Origin of the sequence: Streptomyces sp. NPDC058274 (genome assembly GCF_042881375.1) — a bacterium.
GTDB lineage: Bacteria > Actinomycetota > Actinomycetes > Streptomycetales > Streptomycetaceae > Streptomyces.
Window position 1 is genome coordinate 128,502 of record NZ_JBHVXW010000019.1, and the last position, 25,381, is coordinate 153,882.

Annotated in this window: 20 protein-coding genes; 7 read left to right on the plus strand and 13 right to left on the minus strand. The window is 71.0% G+C overall.

Annotated features, from left to right (window positions below):
- Window positions 1-3: 3 nt before the first annotated feature.
- The 3 genes from ACFVYF_RS30055 to ACFVYF_RS30065 all read left to right on the plus strand — a co-directional run bounded on the left by ACFVYF_RS30055 (window position 4) and on the right by ACFVYF_RS30065 (window position 1,667).
- Window positions 4-417 carry a roadblock/LC7 domain-containing protein gene (locus ACFVYF_RS30055; RefSeq protein WP_005479603.1) on the plus strand — a complete coding sequence of 138 codons (414 nt, stop codon included), beginning with the start codon at window positions 4-6 and terminating at the stop codon, window positions 415-417.
- 94 nt (window positions 418-511) lie between these two features.
- Window positions 512-1,105, plus strand: a complete 594-nt coding sequence (locus tag ACFVYF_RS30060) for a DUF742 domain-containing protein (RefSeq protein ID WP_389460373.1) — start codon at window positions 512-514, stop codon at window positions 1,103-1,105.
- Window positions 1,086-1,667 (plus strand): ATP/GTP-binding protein, encoded by a 582-nt coding sequence (locus ACFVYF_RS30065; RefSeq protein ID WP_026248371.1) that lies wholly within the window; start codon window positions 1,086-1,088, stop codon window positions 1,665-1,667. Before ACFVYF_RS30060 ends, ACFVYF_RS30065 begins: the two co-directional genes overlap by 20 nt.
- Before the next feature lie 179 nt (window positions 1,668-1,846).
- Here ACFVYF_RS30065 and ACFVYF_RS30070 read toward each other — a convergent pair whose 3' ends face one another.
- The 4 genes from ACFVYF_RS30070 to ACFVYF_RS30085 all read right to left on the minus strand — a co-directional run bounded on the left by ACFVYF_RS30070 (window position 1,847) and on the right by ACFVYF_RS30085 (window position 6,726).
- Window positions 1,847-2,041: an acyl-CoA carboxylase subunit epsilon gene (locus ACFVYF_RS30070; RefSeq protein ID WP_383281605.1), complete on the minus strand. Its 195-nt coding sequence runs from the start codon at window positions 2,039-2,041 to the stop codon at window positions 1,847-1,849.
- A 57-nt stretch (window positions 2,042-2,098) separates the two neighbouring features.
- A complete protein-coding gene (locus ACFVYF_RS30075) occupies window positions 2,099-3,691 on the minus strand; it encodes an acyl-CoA carboxylase subunit beta (RefSeq protein ID WP_389460375.1) in 1,593 nt (530 codons plus the stop codon).
- Between the two features lie 154 nt (window positions 3,692-3,845).
- Window positions 3,846-6,176, minus strand: coding sequence for a polysaccharide lyase 8 family protein (locus ACFVYF_RS30080; protein ID WP_389460376.1), 2,331 nt, complete (start codon window positions 6,174-6,176; stop codon window positions 3,846-3,848).
- 52 nt (window positions 6,177-6,228) lie between these two features.
- A complete protein-coding gene (locus tag ACFVYF_RS30085; protein WP_389460378.1) occupies window positions 6,229-6,726 on the minus strand; it encodes a hypothetical protein in 498 nt (165 codons plus the stop codon).
- A gap of 294 nt (window positions 6,727-7,020) precedes the next feature.
- On the opposite strand from ACFVYF_RS30085, the gene ACFVYF_RS30090 reads away from it, so the two are divergent.
- Window positions 7,021-7,635, plus strand: a complete 615-nt coding sequence (locus ACFVYF_RS30090) for a YceI family protein (protein WP_389460380.1) — start codon at window positions 7,021-7,023, stop codon at window positions 7,633-7,635.
- Between the two features lie 163 nt (window positions 7,636-7,798).
- Here ACFVYF_RS30090 and ACFVYF_RS30095 read toward each other — a convergent pair whose 3' ends face one another.
- From ACFVYF_RS30095 to ACFVYF_RS30105, 3 genes are read right to left on the minus strand one after another with little or no spacing between them, the layout of a single operon-like run.
- Entirely contained in the window at window positions 7,799-8,659 is an 861-nt protein-coding gene (locus ACFVYF_RS30095) for an ABC transporter permease subunit (protein ID WP_389460382.1), read from the minus strand.
- Window positions 8,656-10,215, minus strand: coding sequence for an ABC transporter permease subunit (locus ACFVYF_RS30100; protein WP_389460384.1), 1,560 nt, complete (start codon window positions 10,213-10,215; stop codon window positions 8,656-8,658). Before ACFVYF_RS30100 ends, ACFVYF_RS30095 begins: the two co-directional genes overlap by 4 nt.
- Window positions 10,212-11,150 (minus strand): ABC transporter ATP-binding protein, encoded by a 939-nt coding sequence (locus ACFVYF_RS30105; protein ID WP_389460386.1) that lies wholly within the window; start codon window positions 11,148-11,150, stop codon window positions 10,212-10,214. Before ACFVYF_RS30105 ends, ACFVYF_RS30100 begins: the two co-directional genes overlap by 4 nt.
- 162 nt (window positions 11,151-11,312) lie before the next feature.
- On the opposite strand from ACFVYF_RS30105, the gene ACFVYF_RS30110 reads away from it, so the two are divergent.
- On the plus strand, window positions 11,313-12,497 hold the full coding sequence (locus ACFVYF_RS30110; protein ID WP_389460388.1) for a sensor histidine kinase: 1,185 nt from the start codon (window positions 11,313-11,315) through the stop codon (window positions 12,495-12,497).
- Window positions 12,494-13,234 carry a response regulator gene (locus ACFVYF_RS30115; protein WP_389460389.1) on the plus strand — a complete coding sequence of 247 codons (741 nt, stop codon included), beginning with the start codon at window positions 12,494-12,496 and terminating at the stop codon, window positions 13,232-13,234. The genes ACFVYF_RS30110 and ACFVYF_RS30115 overlap by 4 nt, the downstream gene beginning before the upstream one ends.
- Before the next feature lie 100 nt (window positions 13,235-13,334).
- On the opposite strand, the gene ACFVYF_RS30120 is transcribed toward ACFVYF_RS30115, so the two are convergent.
- Together ACFVYF_RS30120 and ACFVYF_RS30125 are read right to left on the minus strand one after the other, a co-directional pair.
- Window positions 13,335-14,696: a hypothetical protein gene (locus tag ACFVYF_RS30120; RefSeq protein ID WP_389460391.1), complete on the minus strand. Its 1,362-nt coding sequence runs from the start codon at window positions 14,694-14,696 to the stop codon at window positions 13,335-13,337.
- A 238-nt stretch (window positions 14,697-14,934) separates the two neighbouring features.
- Window positions 14,935-17,961 (minus strand): glycoside hydrolase family 3 N-terminal domain-containing protein, encoded by a 3,027-nt coding sequence (locus ACFVYF_RS30125; RefSeq protein WP_389460393.1) that lies wholly within the window; start codon window positions 17,959-17,961, stop codon window positions 14,935-14,937.
- 246 nt (window positions 17,962-18,207) lie between these two features.
- On the opposite strand from ACFVYF_RS30125, the gene ACFVYF_RS30130 reads away from it, so the two are divergent.
- Window positions 18,208-20,085 carry a ricin-type beta-trefoil lectin domain protein gene (locus ACFVYF_RS30130; protein ID WP_389460394.1) on the plus strand — a complete coding sequence of 626 codons (1,878 nt, stop codon included), beginning with the start codon at window positions 18,208-18,210 and terminating at the stop codon, window positions 20,083-20,085.
- A gap of 134 nt (window positions 20,086-20,219) precedes the next feature.
- On the opposite strand, the gene cimA is transcribed toward ACFVYF_RS30130, so the two are convergent.
- The 4 genes from cimA to ACFVYF_RS30150 form a co-directional block, all read right to left on the minus strand.
- Window positions 20,220-21,824 (minus strand): citramalate synthase, encoded by a 1,605-nt coding sequence (cimA, locus tag ACFVYF_RS30135; protein ID WP_389460396.1) that lies wholly within the window; start codon window positions 21,822-21,824, stop codon window positions 20,220-20,222.
- 286 nt (window positions 21,825-22,110) lie between these two features.
- Window positions 22,111-23,430, minus strand: a complete 1,320-nt coding sequence (locus tag ACFVYF_RS30140; RefSeq protein ID WP_389460398.1) for an MFS transporter — start codon at window positions 23,428-23,430, stop codon at window positions 22,111-22,113.
- Window positions 23,431-23,558: 128 nt separating this feature from the next.
- On the minus strand, window positions 23,559-24,890 hold the full coding sequence (locus tag ACFVYF_RS30145) for a TolB family protein (protein WP_389460400.1): 1,332 nt from the start codon (window positions 24,888-24,890) through the stop codon (window positions 23,559-23,561).
- Between the two features lie 134 nt (window positions 24,891-25,024).
- On the minus strand, window positions 25,025-25,381 hold a 357-nt coding region (locus tag ACFVYF_RS30150), incomplete at its 5' end, for a TetR family transcriptional regulator C-terminal domain-containing protein (RefSeq protein ID WP_389460401.1).

The window sequence follows — 25,381 nt, forward strand, 5'->3', positions numbered from 1 at the left end:
CCGATGAGCCAGGCGGCGCAGAACCTGAACTGGTTGATCACCAACTTCGTGGACAACACCCCCGGGGTGTCCCACACGGTGGTGGTCTCCGCCGACGGACTCCTTCTGGCGATGTCCGAAGGCTTTCCCCGCGACCGTGCCGATCAGCTGGCGGCCGTCGCATCAGGTCTGACCTCGCTGACCGCGGGTGCCTCCCGCATCTTCGAGGGCGGCAGCGTGAACCAGACGGTGGTGGAGATGGAGCGGGGATTCCTCTTCATCATGTCCGTTTCGGACGGTTCGTCGCTGGCGGTCCTCGCACACCCCGAGGCGGACATCGGTCTCATCGGGTACGAGATGGCGCTTCTGGTGGACCGTGCGGGTACGGTCCTGACCCCGGATCTCCGTGCGGAGCTCCAGGGGAGCCTTCTCAACTAACAGACGGACGGTGCGTTTTGGCGTTCCGTGGCCGTAAGGTTTCGGGACGCGGTCCCTCAGTGATGGGTGCCCGGCACAGTCGGAGGAGGAGAAAGTGGCAACACCCCCAGGCGGTTCGTCTTCGGGCAACTGGTCGTACGGTCCCGGCCAGGGGCAGGGCGGCCAGGGTGACGGTTCGCAGAACCCGAACCGGTTCAACTTCCCCTCCGCGCCGAGCCACCGGCGGCAGCAGCCGTACGCCCCGCAGGGTCCCGGGCCCTCGCCGTACGACCAGCCCGCGGCGCCGCGTATCCAGCCTGTGCAGCCGCAGCGACGCACCCCCGAGGCGGCGCCCGCGGGCGCCGCGAGCAATCCCCTGGTGCGCCCGTACGCCATGACGGGCGGCCGTACCAGGCCCCGCTACCAGCTCGCCATCGAGGCGCTGGTGCACACCACAGCTCAACCGCACCAGATGCAGGGCCAGTTGCCCGAGCATCAGCGGATCTGCAATCTCTGCCGGGAGATCAAGTCGGTCGCCGAGATCTCGGCGCTCCTCACGATCCCTCTCGGCGTGGCCAGGATTCTCGTCGCCGACTTGGCGGAGGCGGGCCTGGTCGCCATCCATCAGCCCGGCGGCGACGAGAACGCCGGCGGACAGCCAGACGTGACTTTGCTCGAAAGGGTGCTCAGTGGACTTCGCAAGCTCTAGCGGAGGGCCTTCCCGCTCCACCACGTCCGCGAAGATCGTGGTGGCGGGCGGCTTCGGCGTGGGCAAGACCACGTTCGTCGGGGCCGTCTCGGAGATCAACCCGCTGCGCACCGAGGCCGTCATGACGTCCGCGTCCGCGGGCATCGACGACCTCACCCACACCGGAGACAAGACGACGACGACCGTCGCCATGGACTTCGGCCGCATCACCCTGGACCAGGACCTGATCCTGTACCTGTTCGGTACGCCGGGTCAGGACCGCTTCTGGTTCATGTGGGACGACCTGGTCCGCGGCGCCATCGGCGCCATCGTGCTGGTCGACACCCGGAGGCTCGCCGACTGCTTCCCGGCTGTGGACTACTTCGAGAACTCGGGCCTGCCGTTCGTCATCGCCCTCAACGGCTTCGACGGCAACCAGCCCTACAACCCCGACGAGGTGCGCGAGGCGCTCCAGATCGGTCCGGACACCCCGATCATCACGACGGACGCCCGGCACCGCGCCGACGCCAAGAGCGCGCTGATCACGCTCGTGGAGCACGCCCTGATGGCGCGCCTGCGCTGACCCGCCGCGACGCACCGCCCCCGTTCGCACAGATGGGCCCCTCCGGTCACCGGAGGGGCCCATTTGTGTGGGGCGACGCCTAGTGCCGTCCAGGCCGTCAGAGGGCCCGGCAGACAGGAAAGTGGCCCCCTCCGACGGATCGGAGGGGGCCACTTTCACAACGCTGCTGCCGGCGTGGACTAGCCGTGCCAGCTGTGCGGGGCCCGGAAGCCGGGCTCGCGCTCCAGGCGGCGCCAGCCGGCCTTGAGGCGGCCGCGGTGGGCCGGGGCATCGGCGGGGGCGGTGGCGGCGCGAGCCAGGAGGATGGCCGTGATGGCGGCCACTTCCTCGGGCTCGGCGTGGCCCTTCTCGACGCGGATGTCAGGGGTGTTCATAGGTGTCAGTCTCCGTGAGAGAGGTTTCCGCGGTGGTACCGCGGAGGATCCGCAGGGTTACTGCGGGGGGTTGCCGTGCTTGCGGGAGGGCAGGTCCGCGTGCTTGCTGTGCAGCATCGCCAGGGAGCGGATGAGGACCTCGCGGGTCTCCGCCGGGTCGATGACGTCGTCGACCAGGCCTCGCTCCGCCGCGTAGTACGGGTGCATCAGCTCGGACTTGTACTCCTTGACCATGCGGGCCCGCATGGCCTCGGGGTCCTCGGCCTCGGCGATCTGCCGGCGGAAGATGACGTTGGCGGCACCTTCGGCGCCCATGACGGCGATCTCGTTCGTCGGCCAGGCGTACGTGAGATCGGCGCCGATGGACTGCGAGTCCATGACGATGTACGCACCTCCGTAGGCCTTGCGCAGGATCAGGGAGATCCTCGGCACGGTCGCGTTGCAGTACGCGTACAGCAGTTTGGCGCCGTGGCGGATGATTCCGCCGTGCTCCTGGTCGACGCCCGGGAGGAACCCGGGAACGTCCAGAAGCGTCACGATCGGGATGTTAAAAGCGTCACACATCTGGACAAAGCGCGCAGCTTTTTCGGAGGCTTCGATGTCCAGGACACCCGCGAGACTCTGCGGCTGGTTGGCGACGATGCCGACCACCTGGCCGTCGAGACGGGCCAGCGCGCAGATGATGTTGCGGGCCCAGCGCTCGTGGATCTCCAGGTAGTCGCCGTCGTCGACGAGTTCCTCGATCACCTTGGTCATGTCGTACGGGCGGTTGCCGTCCGCGGGGACCAGGTCCAGCAGGACCTCCGAGCGGCGGTCGGCGGCGTCCTCGGAGGCGACCGTCGGCGGGTTCTCCCGGTTGTTCTGCGGGAGCATCGACAGCAGGTAGCGCACCTCGGCGAGGCACGTCTCCTCGTCGTCGTAGGCAAAGTGGCAGACGCCCGACGTCTCGGCGTGCACGTCCGCGCCGCCGAGGCCGTTCTGGGTGATCTCCTCGCCGGTGACCGCCTTGACGACGTCCGGTCCGGTGATGAACATCTGCGAGGTCTCGCGGACCATGAACACGAAGTCCGTCAGCGCGGGGCTGTAGGCCGCGCCGCCGGCGCACGGGCCGAGCATGACCGAGATCTGCGGGATGACACCGGACGCCCTGGTGTTGCGCTGGAAGATGCCGCCGTAGCCCGCGAGGGCGGAGACACCCTCCTGGATACGGGCGCCCGCGCCGTCGTTGAGGGAGACCAGCGGCGCCCCGGCCGCGATGGCCATGTCCATGATCTTGTGGATCTTCGTGGCGTGGGCCTCGCCCAGCGCGCCGCCGAAGATGCGGAAGTCATGGGCGTAGACGAAGACCGTGCGGCCCTCCACCGTGCCCCAGCCGGTGATGACACCGTCGGTGTACGGCTTCTTGTTCTCCAGGCCGAATCCGGTCGCCCGGTGCCGGCGCAGCTGTTCGACCTCCTGGAACGTCCCGGGGTCGAGCAGCAGCTCGATGCGCTCCCGGGCGGTCAGCTTGCCCTTGGCGTGCTGCGCCTCGGTCGCCTTCTCGCTGGGCCCACGCAGCGCCTCCGCACGGATCGCGTGCAGTTCGGCCACACGCCCGCGTGCGTCCGTGGGTTCGCCCCCGGTGGGTTCAGCCTCGTCCAAAACGGTCATGTACCGACCTTACGAAGTCCACCAAGGAAAGCGGGCCGTCGACTCCGTACAGTCTCCGGGCCGTTTTACTGGTACCCCTGAACAGAACCACAGCCGCATGCAGGCGATCTGACTGCTCAGGGGCCTGTTGGCTTGTAGGGGTCACACAAAGAGGTCAGCTGAGAGTCACCTCACATTCGTGAGTGGCACATGCCATCCCTGGAGTGACGCGCAGCCGCAATTGGCGGCCCGTGGCGAGTACATCGACCGACGGATCCGCTCGCACGACTCCGCTCACCGGCCGGTCCCAGACGATCTCCAGGGCCCCTCCCGTGCGCGGCGGCTCGCTGACGCAGAGCGTAGCGGTGCGGCCGCCGCGGCGGACCAGCACACTGGCGCCCGCCGAGGCGGTGAGCGGACCCGCGGTGCCGCCCTCCCAGAAGTTCGCCGCGGTCAGCCCCAGGGAGTCGACCCGGACGGCCTGGACGCGGGCGTCATTGGCGAGGACGTGCAGCCAGTGGCGGTCGGCGGCGCGGGCGGCGACGGCGCGCGAGGAGGCACCGGGCATCAGGACATAGGCGTACGTGGCGCCGGCGGGGTCGGTGCCGTGGTCGAGCCAGAGCGTCTGCCAGCGCCGGGTGCGCCGCTCGGCCGTGCTCGTGGTGTTGATGTCGGCCCAGGCGCCGGTGCGGTCCTCGCGCAGGGTGCGCAGGGCCGTCGTACCGCCGCGGCCGGGGAAGACCCAGCCGCCGTGGCCTTCCAGATGGGCCCAGTCGCGGGTGTGCGTGAACCGCCGGCTGCCGTGCTCGCCGAGGTTGCGGTTGTCCACCACCGTTTCGACGGGCACGCCGTCGGTGGCGGTGATGCCCGCGCCCAGACAGATCACGGAGTCCGCGACGCAGAACCACGACTTGCGGGCCTCCAGGGTCGATCCGAGCCCCTTGAGGTGCTGGCCGACGGCCGCGAAGGTGCCGTCCGTGGTCCCGCCGGTCCAGCGCACCGCGGGCTTGGGCTCGCCCCACTCGCCACCCGCCCGGTCGGCGAGCCGCCGGGTGGAGACGGTGGTCCCGGGCAGCCGGTACCAGTCCACCGTCGGCCAGTACCAGTCCGTGTACTGGCCCGAGTCCCCCGCCCACCACAGCAGCATCCCGGCCCCCGTGTGCCAGCCGCGCGGGTTCTCGCCGTTGCCGCACTCGTAGTGGGCGATCCGTTCCGAGGCCATGGAGAGGTGCGCGGCGAAGCCGGGGCCGCGGTGCACGGCCCGGTCCATGGCGGCGTAGAGCCGGTGCCCGGCGGGCTCGGGAGCGGGTGCGGTGGCGGAGCCGGCGATGGCGTGCAGCCGCGCCAGGTCACCGACCCCGAACTGGGGAGCCGTCAGGACCGGCGTCACGGTGTCCCGGGCGATCCACCCCTTGATCCGCCCGTGCCAGCGCTCCCGCTCGTCCGGGTCGGCACCCGCGGCCAGCAGCGCGATCGCGGCGATCAGCCCCTGGCCGTGGAAGTGGTCGCTGCGCATGACGTGCCGGTCGTCGCTCTTGAGGTAACCGCGGCTGATGGCCCGCCCGTTGACGCCGTCCATCACCAGACCGTCGTGGATCAGGGGCGCGTACGCGTGCTCGACGCTGTCGAGGACGATCCGCCGGTCCGGGTCGGTGACCTCCCAGGTGGATCCCGCGAGGAGCGCGAAGAGCCGGCCGAGTCCGTCGAGCATGACCTGTCCGTACGTCCCCGAGTAGGCGACCCAGGTGTGCTGGACGAACGAGCCGTCCGCGTAGAGCCCGTCCCCCTTGGTCACGTACGGGAAGACGGGCGAGAGGGCGTCCCGGGCGAGCGCGATCTTGCCGGGGTCGCGGCCGAGGATGCCCCGCAGCGCCACCGAGCGGCACAGGTCGACACGGTTGGCGCCGGTCGAGGTGCCCGTGTAGTCGCCGAGCATCGCGTCCGGGACGAAGTGGTCGACGGCGGCGCAGGCGGCGGCGCGCCGGGTCTCCGTCAGCTCGTCGTGGAGGGCCGCGACGATGTCCATGAGCAGGCGGGGGCTGCCGATCTGCCACTCCCACCAGTTGCCGTAGCGGGTGGTGGAGGGGTTGTAGACCGTGGCCGTGAGGTGGTCGAGGCCTCGGAGCACGGCCGCGAGCAAGGCCGCGTCGCCGGTCGAGCCCGTGCCGTCCTGGACGTACGCCTGGGTCATCGTCCACAGCCTGCTGTAGCTCTGGGTGATGCCGGCCGGTGGGTCGAAGGGCTGGCCGGGCCACAGGGAGGTGGCCGTCGGCGCCATGGTCGCGCGGAAGCCGCGGGCGAGCTCACCGGTCTCGCGGAGCCGGGCGGCGTACGGCTCGGCGGCGGGGTCGTAGCCGGCGCCGAGGGCGATGCCCAGCCAGCGCAGGCGCAGGGTGTCGTACTCGTCGGCCGCTTCCGCGGCGGCGGCCGCGAGGGGTGAGGCGGTGACGGTGGCCGTCAGGGCCGCCGCGAGCAGGAACGTACGGCGCGTGGGAGTCATGCCCATGCCGTCTACCACCTCACCCTCCGCAGGGGAACCAGGCGTCGCGGTACGGCTGTCAGCAGCCGCCGCAGTTGTAGTAGAGGACGTCCCAGTGGTTGCCCTCGTCCGCGTAGATGTTGCCGGAGCCGGACTTGTACTGCGGTGCGCCGTCGCCGCGCAGGCCGATGTAAGTGAAGTTGTTCTTGATGTAGTTGGTGACGCAGGTGCTCTTGGCGTAGTCGAGCTTGTAGCCGTTCCAGTGCGAGTAGGTGCCGCTCGCGTGGCCGGTCTCGGTCCCGCCGGTGATGTTGAGCGCGCAGCCGGTCGCCCCCTTGAGGGTCTGGGCGCCCTGGGCGGTGGCGAGGTTGAGCTGCTCGAAGGACGTACAGGTGGAGTTGTTGCGGTCGGAGCAGTTGCCGGAGGAGGACCAGGTGATGCCGACCTGGCGGAACATCGAGGTGGCCGTGGCGTGGCTGATCTTGGTGACGGCGAAGGCGTCGCCGGCGCTGCCGACGACGGCGACGCCGGGAGCGACGACGAGGGCGAGAGCGGTCAGGGCGGAGCGGATTTTCATGGGTGTCCTTCCTGCTGATGACCGGGCTTCCTGAGGGGCGGCTGTGCAGGTGGAGCAAGGCGATGGTGCCCGAGGTCTACGCGTGTCCACCAGAGGGCGAACGGTGAACGACCGGTGAGCACCTGAGACCCGCCGCGCAAAACGCTCCGTAACGGCATGAACACGCGGGCGATGATGTTGAAAATTGAACGGAATAGGTCTACGGTCGGTCTTGTTGACCTCGTTGAAAGTTAAACAGACTCCGTGGTCGCGGTTTCCGGAAGGGAGCGCGACCCGTCCCCCAAGGAGCACGACATGGGCATCTTCGGACGCAAGACCGACACCGACATCCTGGCCCCCGCCGCCGCGGCCACGGTCCCCTCCGCGGATCTGGCCGAGCTGACCGGCGACTACACGATCGACCCGGCGCACTCGACGATCGGCTTCGTCGCCCGGCACGCGATGGTGACGAACGTGAAGGGCAGCTTCAAGGACGTCGAGGGCACGCTGCACCTGGACGGCAGCGACCCGGCCAAGTCCACCGCCACCATCGACGTCAGGATGGACAGCGTCGACACGGGGTCCGCCGACCGCGACGGCCACCTCAAGAGCGCCGACTTCTTCAAGACCGACGAGTTCCCGGCGATGACCTTCCGCTCCACCAAGGTCGAGGCCCTGGGCGGCGACGACTACCGGATCACCGGTGACCTGTCGATCCTGGGCACCACCAAGCCGCTCGCCATCGACGTCGAGTTCAACGGCGCCGCGAAGGACCCGTTCGGCAACGAGCGCGTCGGCTTCGAGGGCAAGTCCGAGATCCTGCGCTCCGAGTGGGGCCTCACCTGGAACGCGGCCCTGGAGACGGGCGGCGTCCTCGTCTCGGACAAGATCAAGCTGAACTTCGACATCTCGGCGATCAAGAGCGCCTGACGCCGGCTCCGTACGTCGGCGCAGCCCCACCCTGGACGCGCCCGCCCTCGTGACTCCCCGTATCCGAGGGCGGGCGCTTCTTGCTGCCCGAGGCCCGAGGGCGCGCCCCGGACCGGGGGTCCGCCACCGCCGTACGGCCCGGTCCGCCACCGCCGTACGGCCGCTACGCGTCCCGCAGCCGGAAGGCCGCCGCGCCGACGCACAGCAACCCCAGCGCGTACGCGGCCAGCACGCCGAGGCCCGGCCACGGCCCGATCGGCAGGCGGGCGAGGTCCCGGGTCGCCTGGATGGCCAGGCCTGCCGGCATGGGGGCCCAGCGTTCGAGACGGTCCTTCCAGGTCTCATCGCCCAACAGGTCCGCGAGCAGCGGGACGACGTAGAGGAGCCCGAGGCCCGTGGTGATGGCGCGCGTGGTGTCCCGGAGGAGAGTGGCCAGGCTCAGGCCGAGCAGGGCGACGAGGACGAGGCACAGCACCGAGCCGAGGGCCGCTCTCAGGGTCGTGAGGTCGGCCGGGGACGGGGGCGGGTAGCCCGCCTCGGGGGTGAAGCCGTTGCCGGGGAGGATGAGGCGGGCGGTGAGGAGCGACGCGCAGATCGCCACCGCTCCCGCCGCCGCCGTCAGCGCGGCGAGAACCGCCGACTTCGCCGTCAGGAGGGTCCATCTGCGCGGGACGGCCGTCAGCGCGGTACGGATGGTGCCCGTCGTGTACTCCGCGCCCATCGACAGCCCGCCCAGCACCAGCACCGCGGCCTGGCCGAGCCATACGCCGGTCAGGCTCAGCTTCACGGTGTCCTCGTGACAGGCGGCCGCCGACTCGCACGCCCGCGTGGTCACCGCGGAGACGGCCGCCGTGCCCACCGCGACCGTCAGGACGACGGCCGCGGCGAGCAGCAGCCAACTGCTGGGCAGCGTACGGAGTTTGGTCCATTCGGCGTGCAGCGAGGCTTTCATCCCGGCCCGGGGCGGTGACTTCGCGTCGGCGCGCGGGGACGACTCGATGCGGGCGGGGAACGAGGGCGTCATGCGTCCCTCCTGCGCAGCCGCCACGCCGCCAGGGCCAGCGCCACCACCACGTACGCGCACAGGACGGCGAGGCCGTTCCAGGGGGCGAGGGGGTAACAGCCGCTCTCCGGAAGGCAGTTGTGATCGACCTGGGGGTAGTACGTCACACCCTGCTGGATCGCGAACGCCGCCGCCGGGGTCACCCGGAGCAGCCAGTGCGCGACCGGCAGCGGCAGGGCGTAGGCGAGGATCTGCGGAAGGATCACCAGCACCACGATCGCCGTGATCGCGCCCGCGCTGCTGCGGAGGATCGCGCCGACCGCGAGCGCGAGGACCGCGACGAGTGCGAGCAGCGCCGCGCTGCCGACCACCGCCCGCAGGGCCGGCCCGTCGAACAGGGACAGATCCGGGTAGGCCGGGGGCCTGAAGCCGTGGGGGCGCATGGCGCTCTGGGCGAGGGGGAAGGTGACGGCCGTCGCCGCGAGTCCCACGGCGAAGGTGACGCCGCCGGTCACCAGGGCCTTCGCCGACAGCACCCGGACCCGGCGCGGGCTCGCCGTGAACGTCGTACGGATCAGGTTCCGTTTGTACTCGGAGGTGATGAACAGCGCCCCCAGCGCGACCATGAACAGCACCCCGACGAAGACGCCCTGGAAGCTCATCTGGACGATGTCGCCGCCGGTCTCGTCCGGGGCGATGTCGCCCGCGCCGGTCACGGTGTAGACCCCGGCCGGGGAGACGGTCGTGGTGCCGGGTTCGCGGCGCGCGGGGCCGGACTGCGGGTTGTCGGGACTGTCCCGGCCCGGGGCTCCCACGTCCGTACTGGTCCACGGGGTGTCCTTCGTGTCACTGTCGGCGCGCAGGGCGACCTGGTCGAAGTGGGCCGTGACGGCCGTGGCGCCCGCCGTCTCCGAGGTGCCGCCGAAGGAACGGCGCAGAGTGCTGTGCAGGGGGGACGCGACGAAGAGGCCGGCCTCGGCGGTGCGCGGAAGGCCGGCGAGCGTCGCCGAGCCCACCTTCGTCCAGTGGCTGCCGTCGGCGGACTCGTACCCTGTCAGCCGGTTGCCCGCGCGGGTCATCCGGAGCCAGCGCGCGTCCCCCGGGGCCGTGCTGCCCGCCTCGTCGTGGGTGAAGTTCCACTGGAACCGTACGCCGTGGTCCGGAGTGACCATGAGCGCCGCGTACGGGCTGCCCGGCTCGGTGCCCTGCTTGACGAGGACGCCGGCCTTCGCCCAGGGCTCCGCGTCCACCACTCCGTCGCGCCCCTGGAGGTCCGAGACGCGGACGGTGACGCTGCCGTCGCCGGTCAGCTTCCGGTGCACGAAGCGGAAGGTGTCGTTGACGCGGGTGCCGTCCGGGCCGAGGGTGAGGCCGGGATCGCCGTTGGAATTGTCGGTGCCGCCGCCGGCGCCGAGCAGGGAGATCAGGACCGTGGCCACGGCGGCGAGGACAAGACCGGCCGGCCAGGTGCGCACCGTCCAGAACTTGGTCCACTCCGCGCGCAGCAGGCGCCCGAAGCCGTCGCGGGCGGGCTGGAGTGGGGAGCGGTACGGCGTCAGGGTCGGCGGCGGCGTCACTGGGACACCTCGTCGTCCTGCGGGGCACCGTGGAACTCGACCGCGTCCCGGGTGAGTTCCATGTACGCCTCCTCCAACGTGGCCCGGTGCGAGCCGATTTCGGCGAACGGGACTCTCGACGCGCCGAGGAGCTCCACGATCCGCTCGGCCGGCAGGCCGGTGACCGTAAGGGTGTCGCGGCCGGTCACGGCGACCGTGCCGCCTTCGCGGGCGAGCAGTTCCATGGCCTCCGTACGGGCGCCGGTGCGCAGGGCGACGCGGTCGCCGGACGCGGCGGCGAGCAGGTCGGCGACGGCCGTGTCGGCGATCAGACGGCCGCGGCCGATGACCACCAAGTGGTCGGCGGTGTCCTCCAGTTCGCTCATCAGATGGCTGGAGACGAGGACGGCCCGGCCCTCCGACGCGAGGTGCCGGAGCAGGCCGCGGATCCACTGGATGCCCTCGGGGTCGAGGCCGTTGACCGGTTCGTCGAGGAGCAGGACCGGAGGGTCGCCGAGCAACGCGGCCGCGATGCCGAGGCGCTGGCGCATGCCGAGCGAGTAGCCGCCGGCGCGGCGGCGGGCGGCCTTGGCCATGCCGACCTGTTCGAGCACCTCGTCGACGCGGCGCAGGGACAGTCCGTGCGAGTGCGCCAGCCAGCGCAGATGGTCACGGCCGCGGCGGCTCGGGTGCAGGGCGGCGGCGTCCAGCAGGGCGCCGACTTCGAGGAGCGGGGAACGCAGGGCGTGGTAGGGGCGGCCGCCGATGAGCGCGTGGCCCTCGTCGGGGGTGTCCAGGCCGAGGACGGCCCGCATGGTGGTGGACTTGCCCGCCCCGTTGGGGCCGACGAAGCCGGTGATCTGCCCCGGCTCGACCGTGAAGGAGAGCCCGTCGACCGCGACGGTCCTCCCGAACTGCTTGCGCAGATCGCGGACTTCGATGGTTGCGTCACTCATGAGCAGCGAGATTAGGGACCGGGGACCGCGGCGTCGTCCCGCCGGGGAGCCGTCTTGCGTGCCCCCGGCACGGGGGACGGCTCCCCCACGTGAGGGACACCCGAGGGTGACGCGGTGCGCCGCTCGCGACGGCACAATGGCGAGCGTGAACGGGGAGCGGGCGTGAACGGGGAGCGGACAGGGCGCAGCGCGGTGCCGTGGCGGTGGGTGCGCGGACTACCGGCCTGGGTCTCGTACCCGGGCGGCCTGGCCGTCCTCGCCTGCGCCGAGATCCTCGCCCGTGCCGGGAGCCTGCGGGAGAATCTGGGGCTCGCCCTGCTGCTCGGGCTCTGTTCGACCCTGCCGCTCGCCTTCGTCCTCGGGACCGGGCGCGGGGCGGTGGCACGCGGCGGGGCCGCCGTCGCCGTGACCGCGGCCGGGGTGCTCGCGCTGGCGCCGTTCCGGGCGCTGACCCTCGCGGGAGTGGTGGCCCAGCTGGCGTGTGTGTACGGGCTCGGCCGGGCCGGCGCGCCGCGGCTGAGCGTGGCGCTGGTGCTGCCGTACGTCGCGCTGGCCCTTGGCAGCCGGGACGACTCCACCACGCGGGTCGTGGCCGTCCTGGTGACCACGCTCGCCTCGGCGGCGGCTGCGACCGGGATCACCCGTCGGGTGCGCAGCGCGGCCCTGGCGCACAGTGCCACGGAGCGGGCGTTCGCCGACACGCTCCTCGCGCATGCCGCGCGCGGTGAACGGGCGCGCATCGCACGCGAGTTGCACGATGTCGTCGCGCACCACATCTCGATGATCGCCGTACAGGCCGAGACCGCCCGGCTGACGACCCAGGGACTGCCCGCCGACGGTGCCACCCGGCTGCTCGCCATCGGCGACACCGCGCGGACCGCGCTGACGGAGATGCGCCGGCTGCTGGGCGTACTGCGGGAGGACGCCGACGCCGGCGTCACGCGGCGCCCGCAGCCGGGACTGCACCAGCTCATGGAGCTGGTCGACGAGTCCCGCGACGCGGCAGGCTCCCGCACCCGGCTGATCGTCAGCGGCCCGGTCGCCCGGCTCGATCCGGGCATCGAGGTCACCGCGTACCGCATCGTCCAGGAGGCGCTCACCAACGCCCGCCGCCATGCGCCCGGTGCCGCGGTGGACGTGGAACTCCGTTACGCGGCGGCCGACCTGGCGATACGCGTGCGCGACAACGGGCCGGGGCCGGCCGGCGGGCCGACGGGTCACGGGCTGCTCGGCATGCGCGAACGTGCCGTCACGGTCGGCGGCACCCTGCACACGGGGCCCGCGCCCGGCGGCGGCTTCCTGATCGAGGCACGGCTGCCGTTGGGCGCGGCGGAGGTGCTCGTATGACGGACCCCACCGTGCCGAACGGCCCCTCCTCCGGGACCGGCCCGGGCACCGCCGCCGCAGCCGGCCGGTGCGTCCGCGTCGTCGTCGCCGACGACCACGAGGTCGTCCGCGCCGGCTATGCCGGACTCCTCGCCACCCAGCCGGACTTCGCCGTCGTCGGCACGGCGCGCGACGGTGCCGAGGCGGTGCGGATCTGCCGGGAGCAGCGGCCGGACGTGGTGCTGATGGACGTACGGATGCCGGTGATGGACGGGATCCGGGCGACCGCGGAGCTGATGGCCACCGGGCTCGCGGGCACGGACGCCCCGCGCGTGCTGATCCTCACCACCTTCGACCTCGATGAGCACGTGTACGACGCCCTGGCCGCCGGGGCGAGCGGCTTCCTGCTCAAGGACGTGACCGCGGAACGGCTCTTCGAGGCCGTACGTGTCATCGCCGGCGGAGAGGCGCTGCTCGCGCCCGCCATCACCCGGCGGCTGATCGCCGAATTCGCCCGCCTCAAACCGCGGGCACCCACGCAGCGGGCGCTCGGCGTCCTCACCCCGCGCGAGACGGAGGTGCTGCGACTGCTGGCGGAGGGGCTGTCCAACCCCGAGATCGCGGTCCGGCTGCACGTGGGCGAGGAGACGGTGAAGACGCACGTCAGCCGTGTCCTGTCCAAGCTGGGCCTGCGCGACCGCACCCAGGCGGTCGTGACGGCGTACGAGACGGGGCTGGTCGTACCACGGATGAACTGAGGCGTCCGGTCCCGAGGGGGCGGGTGGGCGCGCATCGGGCGCTTGGCGACGCATATGGAGGCGCGGGTCCGATCCGGCGTGGCGGGGGCCCGGCGTGGTCTCAGAAGCCGCCGCCGAAGTCCCCTCCGCCGCCTCCGCCGAAGTCGCCGCCTCCGCCGCCGTCTCCGAAGCCGCCGCCGAAGTCACCGGGGTCGAAGTTGGAGCCCGAGACGTCGCCGCCGTCGTAGCCGGCGGCGCCGAAGTCGCCGTAGCCGGAGCCGTAGTCGGACGCGTAGGAGGGGGTGGCCATCATGCTGCCGAGCAGGGTGCCGACGAGGAGACCGGGGAGGATGCCGCCGCCGAAGTAGCCGCCGGCCCAGGGGCCGTAGGCCGGGCCGGCGTCCCAGTAGGGGCGGCGCCCGTACTCGGTGTCGACCTCGCGGACGGCCGGGTCGAGTCCGTCGGCCAGCCGGGCCCGGTCCGCCGCGCAGACCGGGACCTCGCGGGTCGCGCCGCCGGCCGGGGTCCAGGTCACGTCGGCGACCGAGGGGCCGTGGCGCGGGTCGAAGAAGCAGGGGGCGCGGCGCTCGGGGAGCGGTCGCCGCTCACGGCGGGCGGCCAGCACGGCGAGCGAGAACCGGCCGTCCTCCAGGGCCTGGGTGACCCCGCGGACGTCCTCGGGCCGCTCGGCGGCCGCCATGGCCCCCTTCGCCCGCTCGTACGCGTCCAGCGCGCGTTCGTAGTCCGCGCGCATCGCGTCGTCCGCGCCGGCCTCGGCCGGGTGGAAGTCGAGCCGGTCCAGCTCCTCGCCGAAGGCGGTGATGTCCTCGTCGACGACCACGCGCAGCTTGTCGAGCGCGGCCCGCTGCTCCTCCTCCTTACGCCGCCGGTTGCGCCGTACGAGGGTGTACGCACCGGCGCCGCCCGCCACGACGACGGCGCCGACCGCGATCAGCGCGCCCGCCGAGACGCCGTCCCCGTCACCGCCGGAGCCCCAGCTCGCGGGCGCCGAGCCGCCGATGGAGGCCAGGGCGCGGTCGGTGAAGTCGGTCAGCTGGGCGTTGGTGCCCTCGCCCTGGACGCTGGTGACGAGGTTCTGGACGGCGGTGCGTGACATCACCGAGGAGTCGGCGCGGGCGTCGAACCGGTCGCCGAGCCGCACCGCGTACAGACCTGTGACGCCGGTGGACGTGCGCAGATTCTGGAAGAGGTTCTTGACGGGGAAGTCCGTGGGCAGGACGGCCACGAAGACCGGCTTGTCCGCCTTCTTGATCTTCGCGGCGAGCGAGTCGGCGTCCGTCGTGGAGAGCTGCCCGGAGGCGGCCGGGTCGACGTACACCGGGTTCTTGCGGAGGGCGTCCGCGACGGTGGAGACGTCGGTGGCGGCGTGGGCTCGGGGCGCCGGGCCCCAGAGTGCGGCGAGCGCGGCGAGCGTCAGCGCGATCAGCAGTCCCGGGAGCGCCCGGGTCAGCGCGGCCTTCATACTTCGAAGCTACCCGAAGGCGCACAAAGGTGGGCATCGGGGCGGGTGGTTTTCGCCCCCTCCGCCCCTGCCCTTCCCGTACCTGGGGGCTCCGCCCCCAGACCCGCGTATCGCGCTTGCCCGCTCGTCCTCAAACGCCGGACGGGCTGAAGATCTCCAGCCCTCCGCCGGGCTGAAACTCCAAACGCCGGACGGGCCGACTGCGTCCCGTCCGGCGTTCGTGAGCGGCCCCGCGTTGTCACGCTGCCCGGTATGCCTCCGTCAGCTTGGCCAGCGCGGCTCCGTAGCGGCCGGTGAGCAGCAGGTGGTCGGCGTCCGCGAAGGGCTTCGCGGTCGCGGCCGTGATGCCCGGACCGACCTTCTGCTGGACGAGCAGCCGCGCCTTGTTCACGACGGCGCGTCCGACCTCGTCGGCGCCGGTGCGCTCCGCCGCCTTGGCCACGAGGGCCAGGGCCTTGAGGGTGCTCGAACCACCCGACGGCACCTTGGTCAGCGTCGTCAGGCCCCAGCCGTACGGGAACTGGGGGTCGTACGACGCGTCGCCCACGTTGATGGGCAGCTGGGACTCCGACTTCGGCCAGGTGACCGGGAGTTGACCGGTGAAGGCCCGCTTCCCGTAGAGCACGTCCGCGACGCCGTCACCCTCCGTGCCCGGCAGCCAGGACGCCACCAGGGCGTCGATGTCGCCGAGCCGGTCGCCGATCAGCTGGGGCCGCCCGGAGACGGTCAGCACCACGCACTTCATGGCGCCGCACACCTTGTCGACGGCGGCCTTGTCGGCGGCGGTCAGCTCCAGGTCGTTGCCGTTGCCGACATCACCGACGCCCTCGGCGTACGGGGTCTCGCCGACGACGACCACACCCACGTCGTATCCGACGGTCGGGGCCGAGGCCTCCTTGGAGTAGTCGATGGTGGCGCCGGGCGCCGCCTTCTTCAGCCCCTGGAGGATCGTGGTCCCGTCGGTGATCTTCCCGGACGAGCCCTGCCAGGTGATGGTCCAGCCGCCGCTCTGGTTGCCCAGGTCGTCCGCGTTGGACCCGGCGACGTACACCTTCTGGTTCTTCTTGAGCGGCAGCACACCGCCCGCGTTCTTCAGCAGCACCTGCGACTCGGCTGCCGCCTTGCGGGCGACCGCCCGGTGCGCGGAGGAGCCGATGTCGGAGGCACCGCTCGTGTCCGCGTACGGCTTCTCGAAGAGGCCCAGCTTGAACTTCTGCGTGAGGATGCGCGAGACCGCGTCGTCGATCCGCTTCTCGCTGACCCGGCCCGCCTTCACCTCGTCGACCAGCGTCGTGTGGAAGTCCTTGTAGGCGTACGGGACCATGATCATGTCGAGGCCCGCGTTGATGGACGTACGGACGTCGGACGCGTAGTCACCGGGGATCTGGTCGATGCCGTTCCAGTCGCTGATGACGAAGCCGTCGAAGCCCATGCGGTCCTTGAGCACACCGTTGATCAGCTCGGCGTTGGCGTGCATCTTCACCGGCGCCTTGTCGTCGCCGATGATGTCGACCGACGAGTAGGACGGCATGACCGTGCCGACACCCCGGTCGACGGCGGTCTGGAACGGCGAGAGGTGCACGGCCTCCAGCTCCTGCTGGGTGACCTTGGTGATGCCCTGGTCGAGCGTGTACGTGCCCGACGTGGACGAGCCGTAGACGGTGCCGCCGTCGCCGGCGAAGTGCTTGGCGGTGGCCAGCACCTTGTCGTCGTCCTTGAGGTCCTTGCCGTTGCGGGCGCCCTGGAGGCCCTGGAGCACCGTCTCCATGGACTTGACGAGGGCCGGGTCCTCACCGAAGGACTCGTACGACCGGCCCCAGCGCTCGTCGCGCGTCACGCACAGGCAGGGGGCGAAGTCCCACGGGATGCCGGTCGCCCGGACCTCCGCGGCGGTCACCGCGCCGGTCTTCTCGGCGAGCTGGGGATCCCGGGTGGCGCCCATGCCGATGTTGTGCGGCATGACGGTCGCGCCGATCAGGTTGTTGTGGCCGTGCACCGCGTCCACGCCGTAGATCAGCGGGATCTGGTAGCGGGTGGCCTGCGCCCTGAGCTGGAAGGAGTCGATCATCTGCGCCCACGCCTCGGGCACGTTCGGAGTCGGCGTCGAGCCGCCGCCGGACAGCAGTGAGCCGAGGCCGTAGGAGGCGATGTCGCCCGGCGAGGTCATCGCGCCGCGCTCGGCCTGGGTCATCTGCCCGGCCTTCTCCTCCAGCGACAGCCGGGAGACCAGGTCGGCGACCCGCTTCTTCACGGACAACTTCGGGTCCAGGTACGGGAGTCCGTGGGCGTCGATGACGACCTGCGGAGTCTCGGCCGGCGCCTTGGCTCCGGTGACCGTCAGCTTGAGGGGGATGGTCTCGGCGGATTCGGCGGACTTGTCGCGCAGGGTGGGAACCTTGACCGTGCGCGAGGTGCCGGAGGCCGTGCCCGCGGGGAAGGTCAGCTCGCCCTTGACCGGCGTGTAGTCCTTGCCGGAGACGGCGGTGCCGCCCGCCGTCTCGTACGCGACGGTCACCGGGCCGTCGGTCGGTGCGGATCCGGTGGTGGCGACGGAGATCTTGACGGCGGCCTTGCCGCCCTCCTTCACCGTGTGGATGACGGAGTCGGTGACGACACTGGCGTTCCGCGCCGGGTCGGCCGTGCCGTACAACTCGACCCCGTCCAGGGCGAAGCGGCCCTTGGCGCCGGACGGGAGCGTGACGGAGTACCCCCACATCTCGGTGAGACCGAGCACCTGGTCGATCCCGCCGACGGGCTGGTAGTCCGTGCGATAAGTGAAGTCACTGAAGGGGATCTCGATCTGCTTCCAGCCGGTGAAGTCGTCCGTGAAGGACGTCGTCCACAGCTCGGAGGCCTCGCCGTTGGCGCCGCCGTCCTTGATCTCGAAGCTGATCTTCTTGCCGTTGTTCTGTCCGTCCCACCAGAAGCGGATGCCCTGGCGCGCGGACCAGTCGTGGGCCGGCTTGCCGGAGGCGAAGTCGTGGGTGAAACCGCCGTATCCGCTGATGTCGTAGTCACCGGCGAGGACCTGGGACCCCTCGGGGGCGTCGGCCCTGGTGGCCAGGGCCAGTCGGGGTGGGTCGTCGGTGTCGCCGCCCCACGTGAAGATGCCTTCGGCGGGCGGGTTCGCGAACGGAACCTCGCCCTCGAAGGCGTCCACAGTGGCGGAAGCGGGATCCTCGGCCCCGGTGGCCGCACCCGTAACTGCCAGCGGCAGCAGCCCGGTGAGCACGGCGGCGGAGACGAGCAGGGCGGTTCTTCGCATGGACCTTCCCTCGGCTCTCGTAATCCTGGGACAACATTTACGACTTAGATCACGGCGTGAGTTAACTGGCGTCACGGGAAGCCGTCAAGACTTCACACCAGAACCGGTACACGGCCAATCACCCGCCGGATCAGGGCCGTTGTCTCTTCGCTTTCTGAACGCTCAACCCCTTGACGCGCCTGGCGCGCCGTCATTTACTCACGCCACGCACGCCCCACTCCCCCACTCCCAGAAGGGCTGTGCACCATGACCATCCTGAGAAGACCCGCCCGGACGGCCCGGCTGCTGCTGGCCTGTCTGCTGACCACCGCCGGGCTCAGCACCGTCGGTATGCCGACCGCGAACGCCGCGGGCGAGCAGGTCACGGCCTGGCTGACCACCACGGACGACAGCGGTGGCCGCCATGTGGTCCGCGGTCTGCAGGCGCAGACTCCCTTCGCCTTCCAGGCCGGCACCGGGGGCAGCGGTGACAACATCACCGTGGACGAGAACACCCGCTACCAGACATTCACCGGCGGCGGCGCGTCCTTCACGGACACGGCGGCCTGGCTGATGAACAGCAGCGGGGCGCTGTCCCAGGCCACGCGCGACGCCACGATGAAGAAGCTGTTCTCGCCGACGGACGGCATCGGGCTGTCCTTCACCCGCAACCCGATGGGCGCCTCGGACCTCGCCCGCTACGGCTACAGCTACGACGACGTGCCGGCCGGGCAGACCGACGCGGACCTCTCCGAGTTCTCGATCGCACACGACCTGGCCGATGTGGTGCCGCTGACCAAGCAGGCGAAGCAGCTCAACCCGGCGCTGACCGTGATGGCCTCGCCGTGGACGGCGCCGGCCTGGATGAAGGACAGCGGGTCGCTCAACGGCGGATGGCTGAAGTCGGAGGACTACGGGGCGTACGCCTCGTACTTCGTGAAGTACCTCCAGGCGTACCAGAGCCAGGGCGTGCCGGTGCAGTACGTGACGGTGCAGAACGAGCCCACGTGCTGTTCGGGCTATCCGTCGATGAGCTGGAACGGCTCCGGGCTCGCCTACTTCACGAAGAGCGAGCTGCTGCCGAAGCTCCAGGCGGCCGGGCTGTCGACGAAGGTGCTGGCGCTCGACTGGAACTGGGACACCTACGACTCGTACGCCGCCCCGACCGTCGACGACGCGGCCGTCCGCTCGCACCCCAACTTCGGCGGGATCGCGTGGCACGGCTACGGCGGCGACATCAACAAGCAGACGACCGTCCACAACCAGTACCCCACGGTGGACGCCTTCGGCACCGAGCACTCGGGCGGCACCTGGATCGCCAATCAGCAGAAGGAGGACATGCTCAACATCGTCGACTACACCCGGAACTGGGCGAAGTCGGTGACGAAGTGGTCGCTGGCGGTGGACCAGAACATGGGCCCGCACAACGGCGGTTGCGGCACCTGCACCGGCCTGATCACCGTCCACAACGGGGACGGTGCGAGCGGGACGGTCGACTACACCATCGAGTACTACACGATGGGGCACCTCACGAAGTTCGTGAAGCCGGGCGCGCAGCGCATCGCCTCCACGGCCAGCTCGTCCGTGCCGAACGTCGCCTGGCGCAACCCCGACGGGTCGAAGGCCCTGATCGCGTACAACGACGCGTCGACCGCGAAGACGGTGACGATCAACTGGGGTGGGCAGCACGCGACTTACTCGCTGCCCGGCAAGACGTCGGCGACGTTCACCTGGTCGGGCACGCAGTCCGGCGGCGGGGACCAGTCCGGGGCATTCGTCGGTCTCGCGGGCAAGTGCCTTGACCTGGCGGGTGCTTCGAGCGCGAACGGCACCGCCGTCCAGCTCTACGACTGCAACGGCTCGACGGCCCAGAAGTGGACCGTGAAGGCCGACGGGACCGTCCAGGCCCTGGGCAAGTGCCTGGACGTCACCTCCGCCTCCACCGCCGACGGCGCGAAGGTCCAGCTCTACGACTGCAACGGCACGAACGCCCAGCGCTGGACGTACAACGCCACCACCGGCGACGTCGTCAACACCGCGGCCAACAAGTGCCTTGACGTGACCGGCAATTCGTCGGCCAACGGCACCCGGGTCCAGATCTGGACCTGCACGGGCGCGGCCAACCAGAAGTGGCATGTGCAGTGACCGGAGCATAGGCGCCCGCCAGGCCCGCGTATCGGCCTGCCTCGTCCGCACATGCCGGAGGGGCTGCATCTCCACCCGGTCCGGGGAGAGATGCAGCCCCTCCGGCGTTCGAGGAGCCGGGTGGGGTCGGCCGCCTACGCCGCCGGTTCCACCCCGGCTCGCAGGAGGCCGTACGTGTAGGCGTCCTCCAGGGCCTGCCAGGACGCGGCGATGACGTTCTCGGCTACGCCGACCGTGGACCATTCGCCGGTGCCGTCGGAGGTGGAGATCAGGACGCGGGTCGTGGAGGACGTGCCGTGCTTGCCCTCCAGGATGCGGACCTTGTAGTCCACGAGCTCCAGCTTGGCGAGCTGGGGGTAGAGCTTCTCCAGGGCGACGCGCAGGGCGCGGTCGAGGGCGTTGACCGGGCCGTTGCCCTCGGCGGTGGCGACGATGCGCTCGCCCTTGGCGAAGAGCTTGACCGTGGCCTCGTTGGCGTGGCTGCCGTCCGGGCGGTCCTCGACGATCGCCCGCCAGGACTCGACCTGGAAGTACGAGCGGGCCCGGCCCTCGGCCTCCTCGCGCAGCAGGAGTTCGAAGGACGCGTCCGCCGCCTCGTACGTGTAGCCCTTGAGCTCGCGCTCCTTGACCCGCCCGACGACCCGCCCGACCAGCTCGCGGTCGCCGCTGATGTCGATGCCGAGCTCCTTGCCCTTGAGCTCGATCGAGGCGCGGCCGGCCATGTCGGAGACGAGCATCCGCATGGTGTTGCCGACCTGCTCGGGGTCGATGTGCTGGTACAGGTCCGGGTCGACCTTGATCGCGGAGGCGTGCAGGCCCGCCTTGTGGGCGAAGGCCGAGACGCCGACGTACGGCTGGTGCGTGGACGGCGTGAGGTTCACGACCTCGGCGATGGCGTGCGAGATCCGGGTCATCTCGCGCAGGGCTCCCTCGGGGAGCACCTTCTTGCCGTACTTCAGCTCCAGGGCCGCCACGACGGGGAAGAGGTTGGAGTTCCCGACCCGCTCGCCGTAGCCGTTCGCCGTGCACTGGACGTGGGTCGCCCCCGCGTCCACCGCGGCCAGGGTGTTGGCGACCGCGCACCCGGTGTCGTCCTGGGCGTGGATGCCGAGCCGGGCGCCGGTGTCGGCGAGGACGGTGGCGACGACCGCCTGGACCTGCGCGGGGAGCATGCCGCCGTTGGTGTCGCACAGGACCACGACGTCGGCGCCCGCCTCCGCGGCGGCCCGTACGACCGCCTTCGCGTACTCGGGGTTCGCGCGGTAGCCGTCGAAGAAGTGCTCGCAGTCGACGAAAACCCGGCGGCCCTGGGAGACCAGGTAGGAGACCGTGTCGCGGACCATCTCCAGGTTCTCGTCGAGGGTGGTGCGCAGCGCCAGTTCCACATGCCGATCGTGGGACTTCGCGACGAGCGTGATCACCGGGGCGCCGGAGTCCAGGAGCGCCTTGACCTGCGGGTCCTCGGCGGCCTTGGCGTTCGCGCGGCGGGTGGAGCCGAAGGCGACGAGCTGGGCGTGCCGGAAGTCGATCTCCTGCTGGGCGCGGGCGAAGAACTCGGTGTCACGCGGGTTGGCGCCGGGCCAGCCGCCCTCGATGAAGCCCACCCCGAAGTCGTCCAGGTGACGTGCGATGGCCAGCTTGTCCGCGACCGTGAGGTTGATGCCCTCGCGCTGTGCGCCGTCGCGCAGCGTGGTGTCGAAGACGTGGAACGAATCGTCGAGTTCGCTGGTGTCCGTCATGGTCTCTGGCTCCTGAGGATCTGGATCTCGGTCTGTACCGGAATGACCGGCTCCACCGTCCTCCCATGATCCCTCGCGCTCCTTTCCCGGCTTGGGGTGGGCCAGGAAAACGAAAAACCCCTCGCGGGTGCGAGAGGTCTGCGCGCGGGTCGAAGACGACGGTGCCCGCCCGTACGTGGTGGTACGTGGCGGTCACTGCGGACCGGCGCGCCTGCTGCCAATAATCGTGGCGAACGAGAGCACGGAGGCAGTCTGGCACAGCCCGGCCCCCGTGCTCCCGGTTGTCTCAGGATGCGAGCGGGGCCACCGGCTCCGGGGACGTCTTCCGGCCATCGCCGACCCGGTTCAGATCCAGGTCCCGGGTCTCGCGCATGGTCAGGTAGACGATCAGGGAGACCGCCGCGCAGCCCGCCACGTACCAGTAGTAACCGGACTCGGCACCGGCGTCCTTGAACCAGAGGGCGACGTATTCCGCGGTACCGCCGAAGAGGGCGTTGGCGAGGGCGTACGGGAGGGCCACGCCGAGGGCGCGGATGCCGGTCGGGAAGAGCTCCGCCTTCACACAGGCGTTGATGGAGGTGTACCCGGTCACCACGACGAGCGCGAGCAGGGCGAGGCCCAGCGCGGGCCAGAAGCCGCCCACGTGCCGGAGCATCGTCATGATCGGGACCGTCAGGAACGTCGAGCCGACCGCGAAGGTGATCAGCAGCGGGCGGCGGCCGATCCGGTCGGAGAGCTTGCCCGCGAGCGGCTGGAGAGCGGCGAAGACGATCAGCGCGGTGAAGGAGACCAGCGTGGCGGTCTCCTTGGACAGACCCGCCGAGTTCGACAGGTACTTGGTCAGATACGTCGTGTACGTGTAGTACGCCACCGTGCCGCCCATGGTCAGGGCGATGACCAGAAACGCCTCCCGCCGGTGCTGCCACAGGACGCGCAGGGTGCCCTTGTCCTCTGCGGCCGTGTGGTCGGCGGCCTCCGCGTAGACCTCGGTCTCCAGCATGGTGCGCCGCAGATAGAAGACGACCGCGGCGCCGAGCGCGCCCACGATGAAGGGGATGCGCCAGCCCCAGCTGTGCAGCGCGTCGTCGGAGAGGGTGCGCTGGAGGACGATCTGCAGGCCGAGTCCGATGATCTGGCCCGCGGTCATCGAGACGTACTGGAAGCTGGAGGCGAAGCCGCGGTGCCGCGGGTCGGACGCCTCGGTGAGGTAGGTCGCGCTGGCCGCGTACTCACCGCCGACGGAGAGTCCTTGCAGCAGGCGGGCGACGAGCAGCACCAGCGCGCCGCCGTACCCGGCGCCCCCGTAGGTCGGCGCGATCGCGATGAGGACCGCGGACACCGACATCAGCGTGACGGTCAGCGTCAGCGCGGTCTTGCGGCCCTTGCGGTCGGCGACCCGGCCGAGCACCCAGCCGCCGACCGGGCGCATGAAGAAGCCGACCGCGAAGATGCCCGCGGTGTTCATGAGCTGGGCCGTGGGGTTGCCGTCCGGGAAGAAGGCCCCCGCGAAGTAGGTGGCGAAACTGGCGTACACGAACCAGTCGAACCACTCCACCATGTTGCCGGCCGAGCCGACCCAGATCTTCTTCCACTGCTCTCGTCCCATGATCCGTAACGTGCCCGCTGTGTCCGGGTCCGGCAAGGGGCGCCCGGATTCTCTTCAGTGCGTTCACAGCGGGCACGCGCCGTCTTCACGCCGGGCCGGAATCGCGGCCCCTCGTGCGTCGCGGCCGGTCAGCGGGGGCTGCGCAGGAAGACGTCCGCCACGCCGTTGGTGTCCCCGGGCACGAGATTCGTGGCCGTGGCGGCGAAGGCGACCCGGCCGTCGCGGCTCAGGGACGCGGTGCTCGTGGCCCCGTTCGCCTCGGTGCCGTCGGCGGCCACGCTCACCCGCTCGACAACGCCTGTCTCCAGGTCCTTGATGAACACGTCGGCGACGCCGTTGGTGTCGCCGGGTACGAGGTTCGCGGCGGCGGAGACGAAGGCGACGCGGCGGCCGTCCGCACTCAGGCGCACGCCCTGGCTCGGGCCGTCGGCCTGGGTACCGTCCGCGGCGGTGCTCACGCGTGTCGTCGTCTTCCGCGTCCGGTCGAAGACGAAGACGTCGCTCGCCTTGTTGGTGTCGTCCGGCACGAGGGAGGTCACGTTGGAGGAGAAGGCGACCACTCCGCCGTCTCCACTGATCGACGGTGCCCACGAACTCATCTTGTAGACGTAGCGAGTCGGCAGACTGACCTGCTCGGTCGTGTCCGTTGCCCGGTCGCGTACGTACACGTTCCTGGCGTGGGTCCCTTCGTGCGCCGGGTCCAGCTGGGCCGCCGTGTCGAAGGCGACGTAGCGGCCGTCGGCGCTGAACGAGGGCAGCAGGGAGTCGGAGTCGCCGGGAGTGCCGTCGGTGCGGTACTGGACCAGCTCGTTGCGGCCCGTCCTGCGGTCGTGGACGATCACGTCGTCCCGGCCGTTGGTGTCGCCGGGCGCCGCGTCGGGGGCCGAGGTGGTGTACGCGACGAAACGGCCGTCCGGGCTGATGGCGGGCGAGTAGTTCAGCTTGTAGCTGGGCGGCGCCTCCGCGTGGCCCCTGCTGATGCGCTCCGTTCCGCGGGTGACGCGGTCGTAGAGGTAGATGTCGTCGAGCCCGTTGGTGTCGCCGGCGGTCAGGGCGGCCGTGGTGGCGAAGACGACACGGCGTCCGTCGCCGCTGATCGCCGGGTTCGTGGCCGGCCCCTCGGCGATGCGCTGGGTGCGGCCGGTGCGCAGATCGCGGACGAAGACATCGGCGAGGCCGTTCGTGTCGCCGCGCACGAGGTTGTCGGCGACCGAAGTGAACGCCACGTAGCGGCCGTTGGCGCTGATCGACGGCGTGTCCGAGGCACCCTCGCCCTGGCTGCCGTCGGTGGCGACGCTGACCCGCGCGGTACGCGGCGGGGCGGAGTCGGTTCGGGCGGCGGCCGACGGGGTGGCGACCCCGGCCAGCCCGACGAGCAGAGCGGCTCCCAGGACAGCCGCTCTCGATGAGCCGGCCCCCGAGGCGGGCGCTCCTGATGACACACGCCAAGCACTGGACATGATCTCCCCCGGAACCGTGTCTCCCCCGGCCCTGCGCCGCGGGCTCACCTGGAGGCAACCGCATCACGCGACTCGGGTCAATGCGCTCGATTACGTCCAACCCGGGCCGTTGATCGACCGTCCGCGAGTGCCCGTCAGCCGAGCGACTCGTCCAGGAACTCCCGTACATGGGACAGGATGTGGCCACGGTCCGTGCCGCGCAGGCCGATCGCCACATGGATGGAGAAGCCGTCGAGCAGGGCCCGGAGGCGGGCGGCAAAACGGTCCGGGTCGACCGCGCGGAACTCCCCGCGCGAGACCCCCTCGGCGAGCAGCGCCACCAGGTCGCGGTGCCAGGCGCTCTCGATGGCGACCTGGCGCTCGCGGGCGTCGTCGTCGGCGTTCTGCGAGCGGTTCCACACCTCCAGCCACAGCGTCCAGTGCGGATCGCGGTGGCCGTCGGGAATGTACAGGTCGACGTAGGCGTCGAGCCGGGAGCGGGCCGAGCCGCC

What these genes read in the sequence shown, in the direction of transcription:
- ACFVYF_RS30055 (WP_005479603.1), top strand. Translation starts at nt 4, where the DNA reads ATGAGCCAGGCGGCGCAGAACCTGAACTGGTTGATCACCAACTTCGTG.
- ACFVYF_RS30070 (WP_383281605.1), bottom strand. Translation starts at nt 2,041, where the DNA reads ATGAACACCCCTGACATCCGCGTCGAGAAGGGCCACGCCGAGCCCGAG.
- ACFVYF_RS30075 (WP_389460375.1), bottom strand. Translation starts at nt 3,691, where the DNA reads ATGACCGTTTTGGACGAGGCTGAACCCACCGGGGGCGAACCCACGGAC.
- ACFVYF_RS30080 (WP_389460376.1), bottom strand. Translation starts at nt 6,176, where the DNA reads ATGGGCATGACTCCCACGCGCCGTACGTTCCTGCTCGCGGCGGCCCTG.
- ACFVYF_RS30085 (WP_389460378.1), bottom strand. Translation starts at nt 6,726, where the DNA reads ATGAAAATCCGCTCCGCCCTGACCGCTCTCGCCCTCGTCGTCGCTCCC.
- ACFVYF_RS30090 (WP_389460380.1), top strand. Translation starts at nt 7,021, where the DNA reads ATGGGCATCTTCGGACGCAAGACCGACACCGACATCCTGGCCCCCGCC.
- ACFVYF_RS30095 (WP_389460382.1), bottom strand. Translation starts at nt 8,659, where the DNA reads ATGACGCCCTCGTTCCCCGCCCGCATCGAGTCGTCCCCGCGCGCCGAC.
- ACFVYF_RS30105 (WP_389460386.1), bottom strand. Translation starts at nt 11,150, where the DNA reads ATGAGTGACGCAACCATCGAAGTCCGCGATCTGCGCAAGCAGTTCGGG.
- ACFVYF_RS30115 (WP_389460389.1), top strand. Translation starts at nt 12,494, where the DNA reads ATGACGGACCCCACCGTGCCGAACGGCCCCTCCTCCGGGACCGGCCCG.
- ACFVYF_RS30120 (WP_389460391.1), bottom strand. Translation starts at nt 14,696, where the DNA reads ATGAAGGCCGCGCTGACCCGGGCGCTCCCGGGACTGCTGATCGCGCTG.
- ACFVYF_RS30125 (WP_389460393.1), bottom strand. Translation starts at nt 17,961, where the DNA reads ATGCGAAGAACCGCCCTGCTCGTCTCCGCCGCCGTGCTCACCGGGCTG.
- ACFVYF_RS30130 (WP_389460394.1), top strand. Translation starts at nt 18,208, where the DNA reads ATGACCATCCTGAGAAGACCCGCCCGGACGGCCCGGCTGCTGCTGGCC.
- cimA (WP_389460396.1), bottom strand. Translation starts at nt 21,824, where the DNA reads ATGACGGACACCAGCGAACTCGACGATTCGTTCCACGTCTTCGACACC.
- ACFVYF_RS30140 (WP_389460398.1), bottom strand. Translation starts at nt 23,430, where the DNA reads ATGGGACGAGAGCAGTGGAAGAAGATCTGGGTCGGCTCGGCCGGCAAC.
- ACFVYF_RS30145 (WP_389460400.1), bottom strand. Translation starts at nt 24,890, where the DNA reads ATGTCCAGTGCTTGGCGTGTGTCATCAGGAGCGCCCGCCTCGGGGGCC.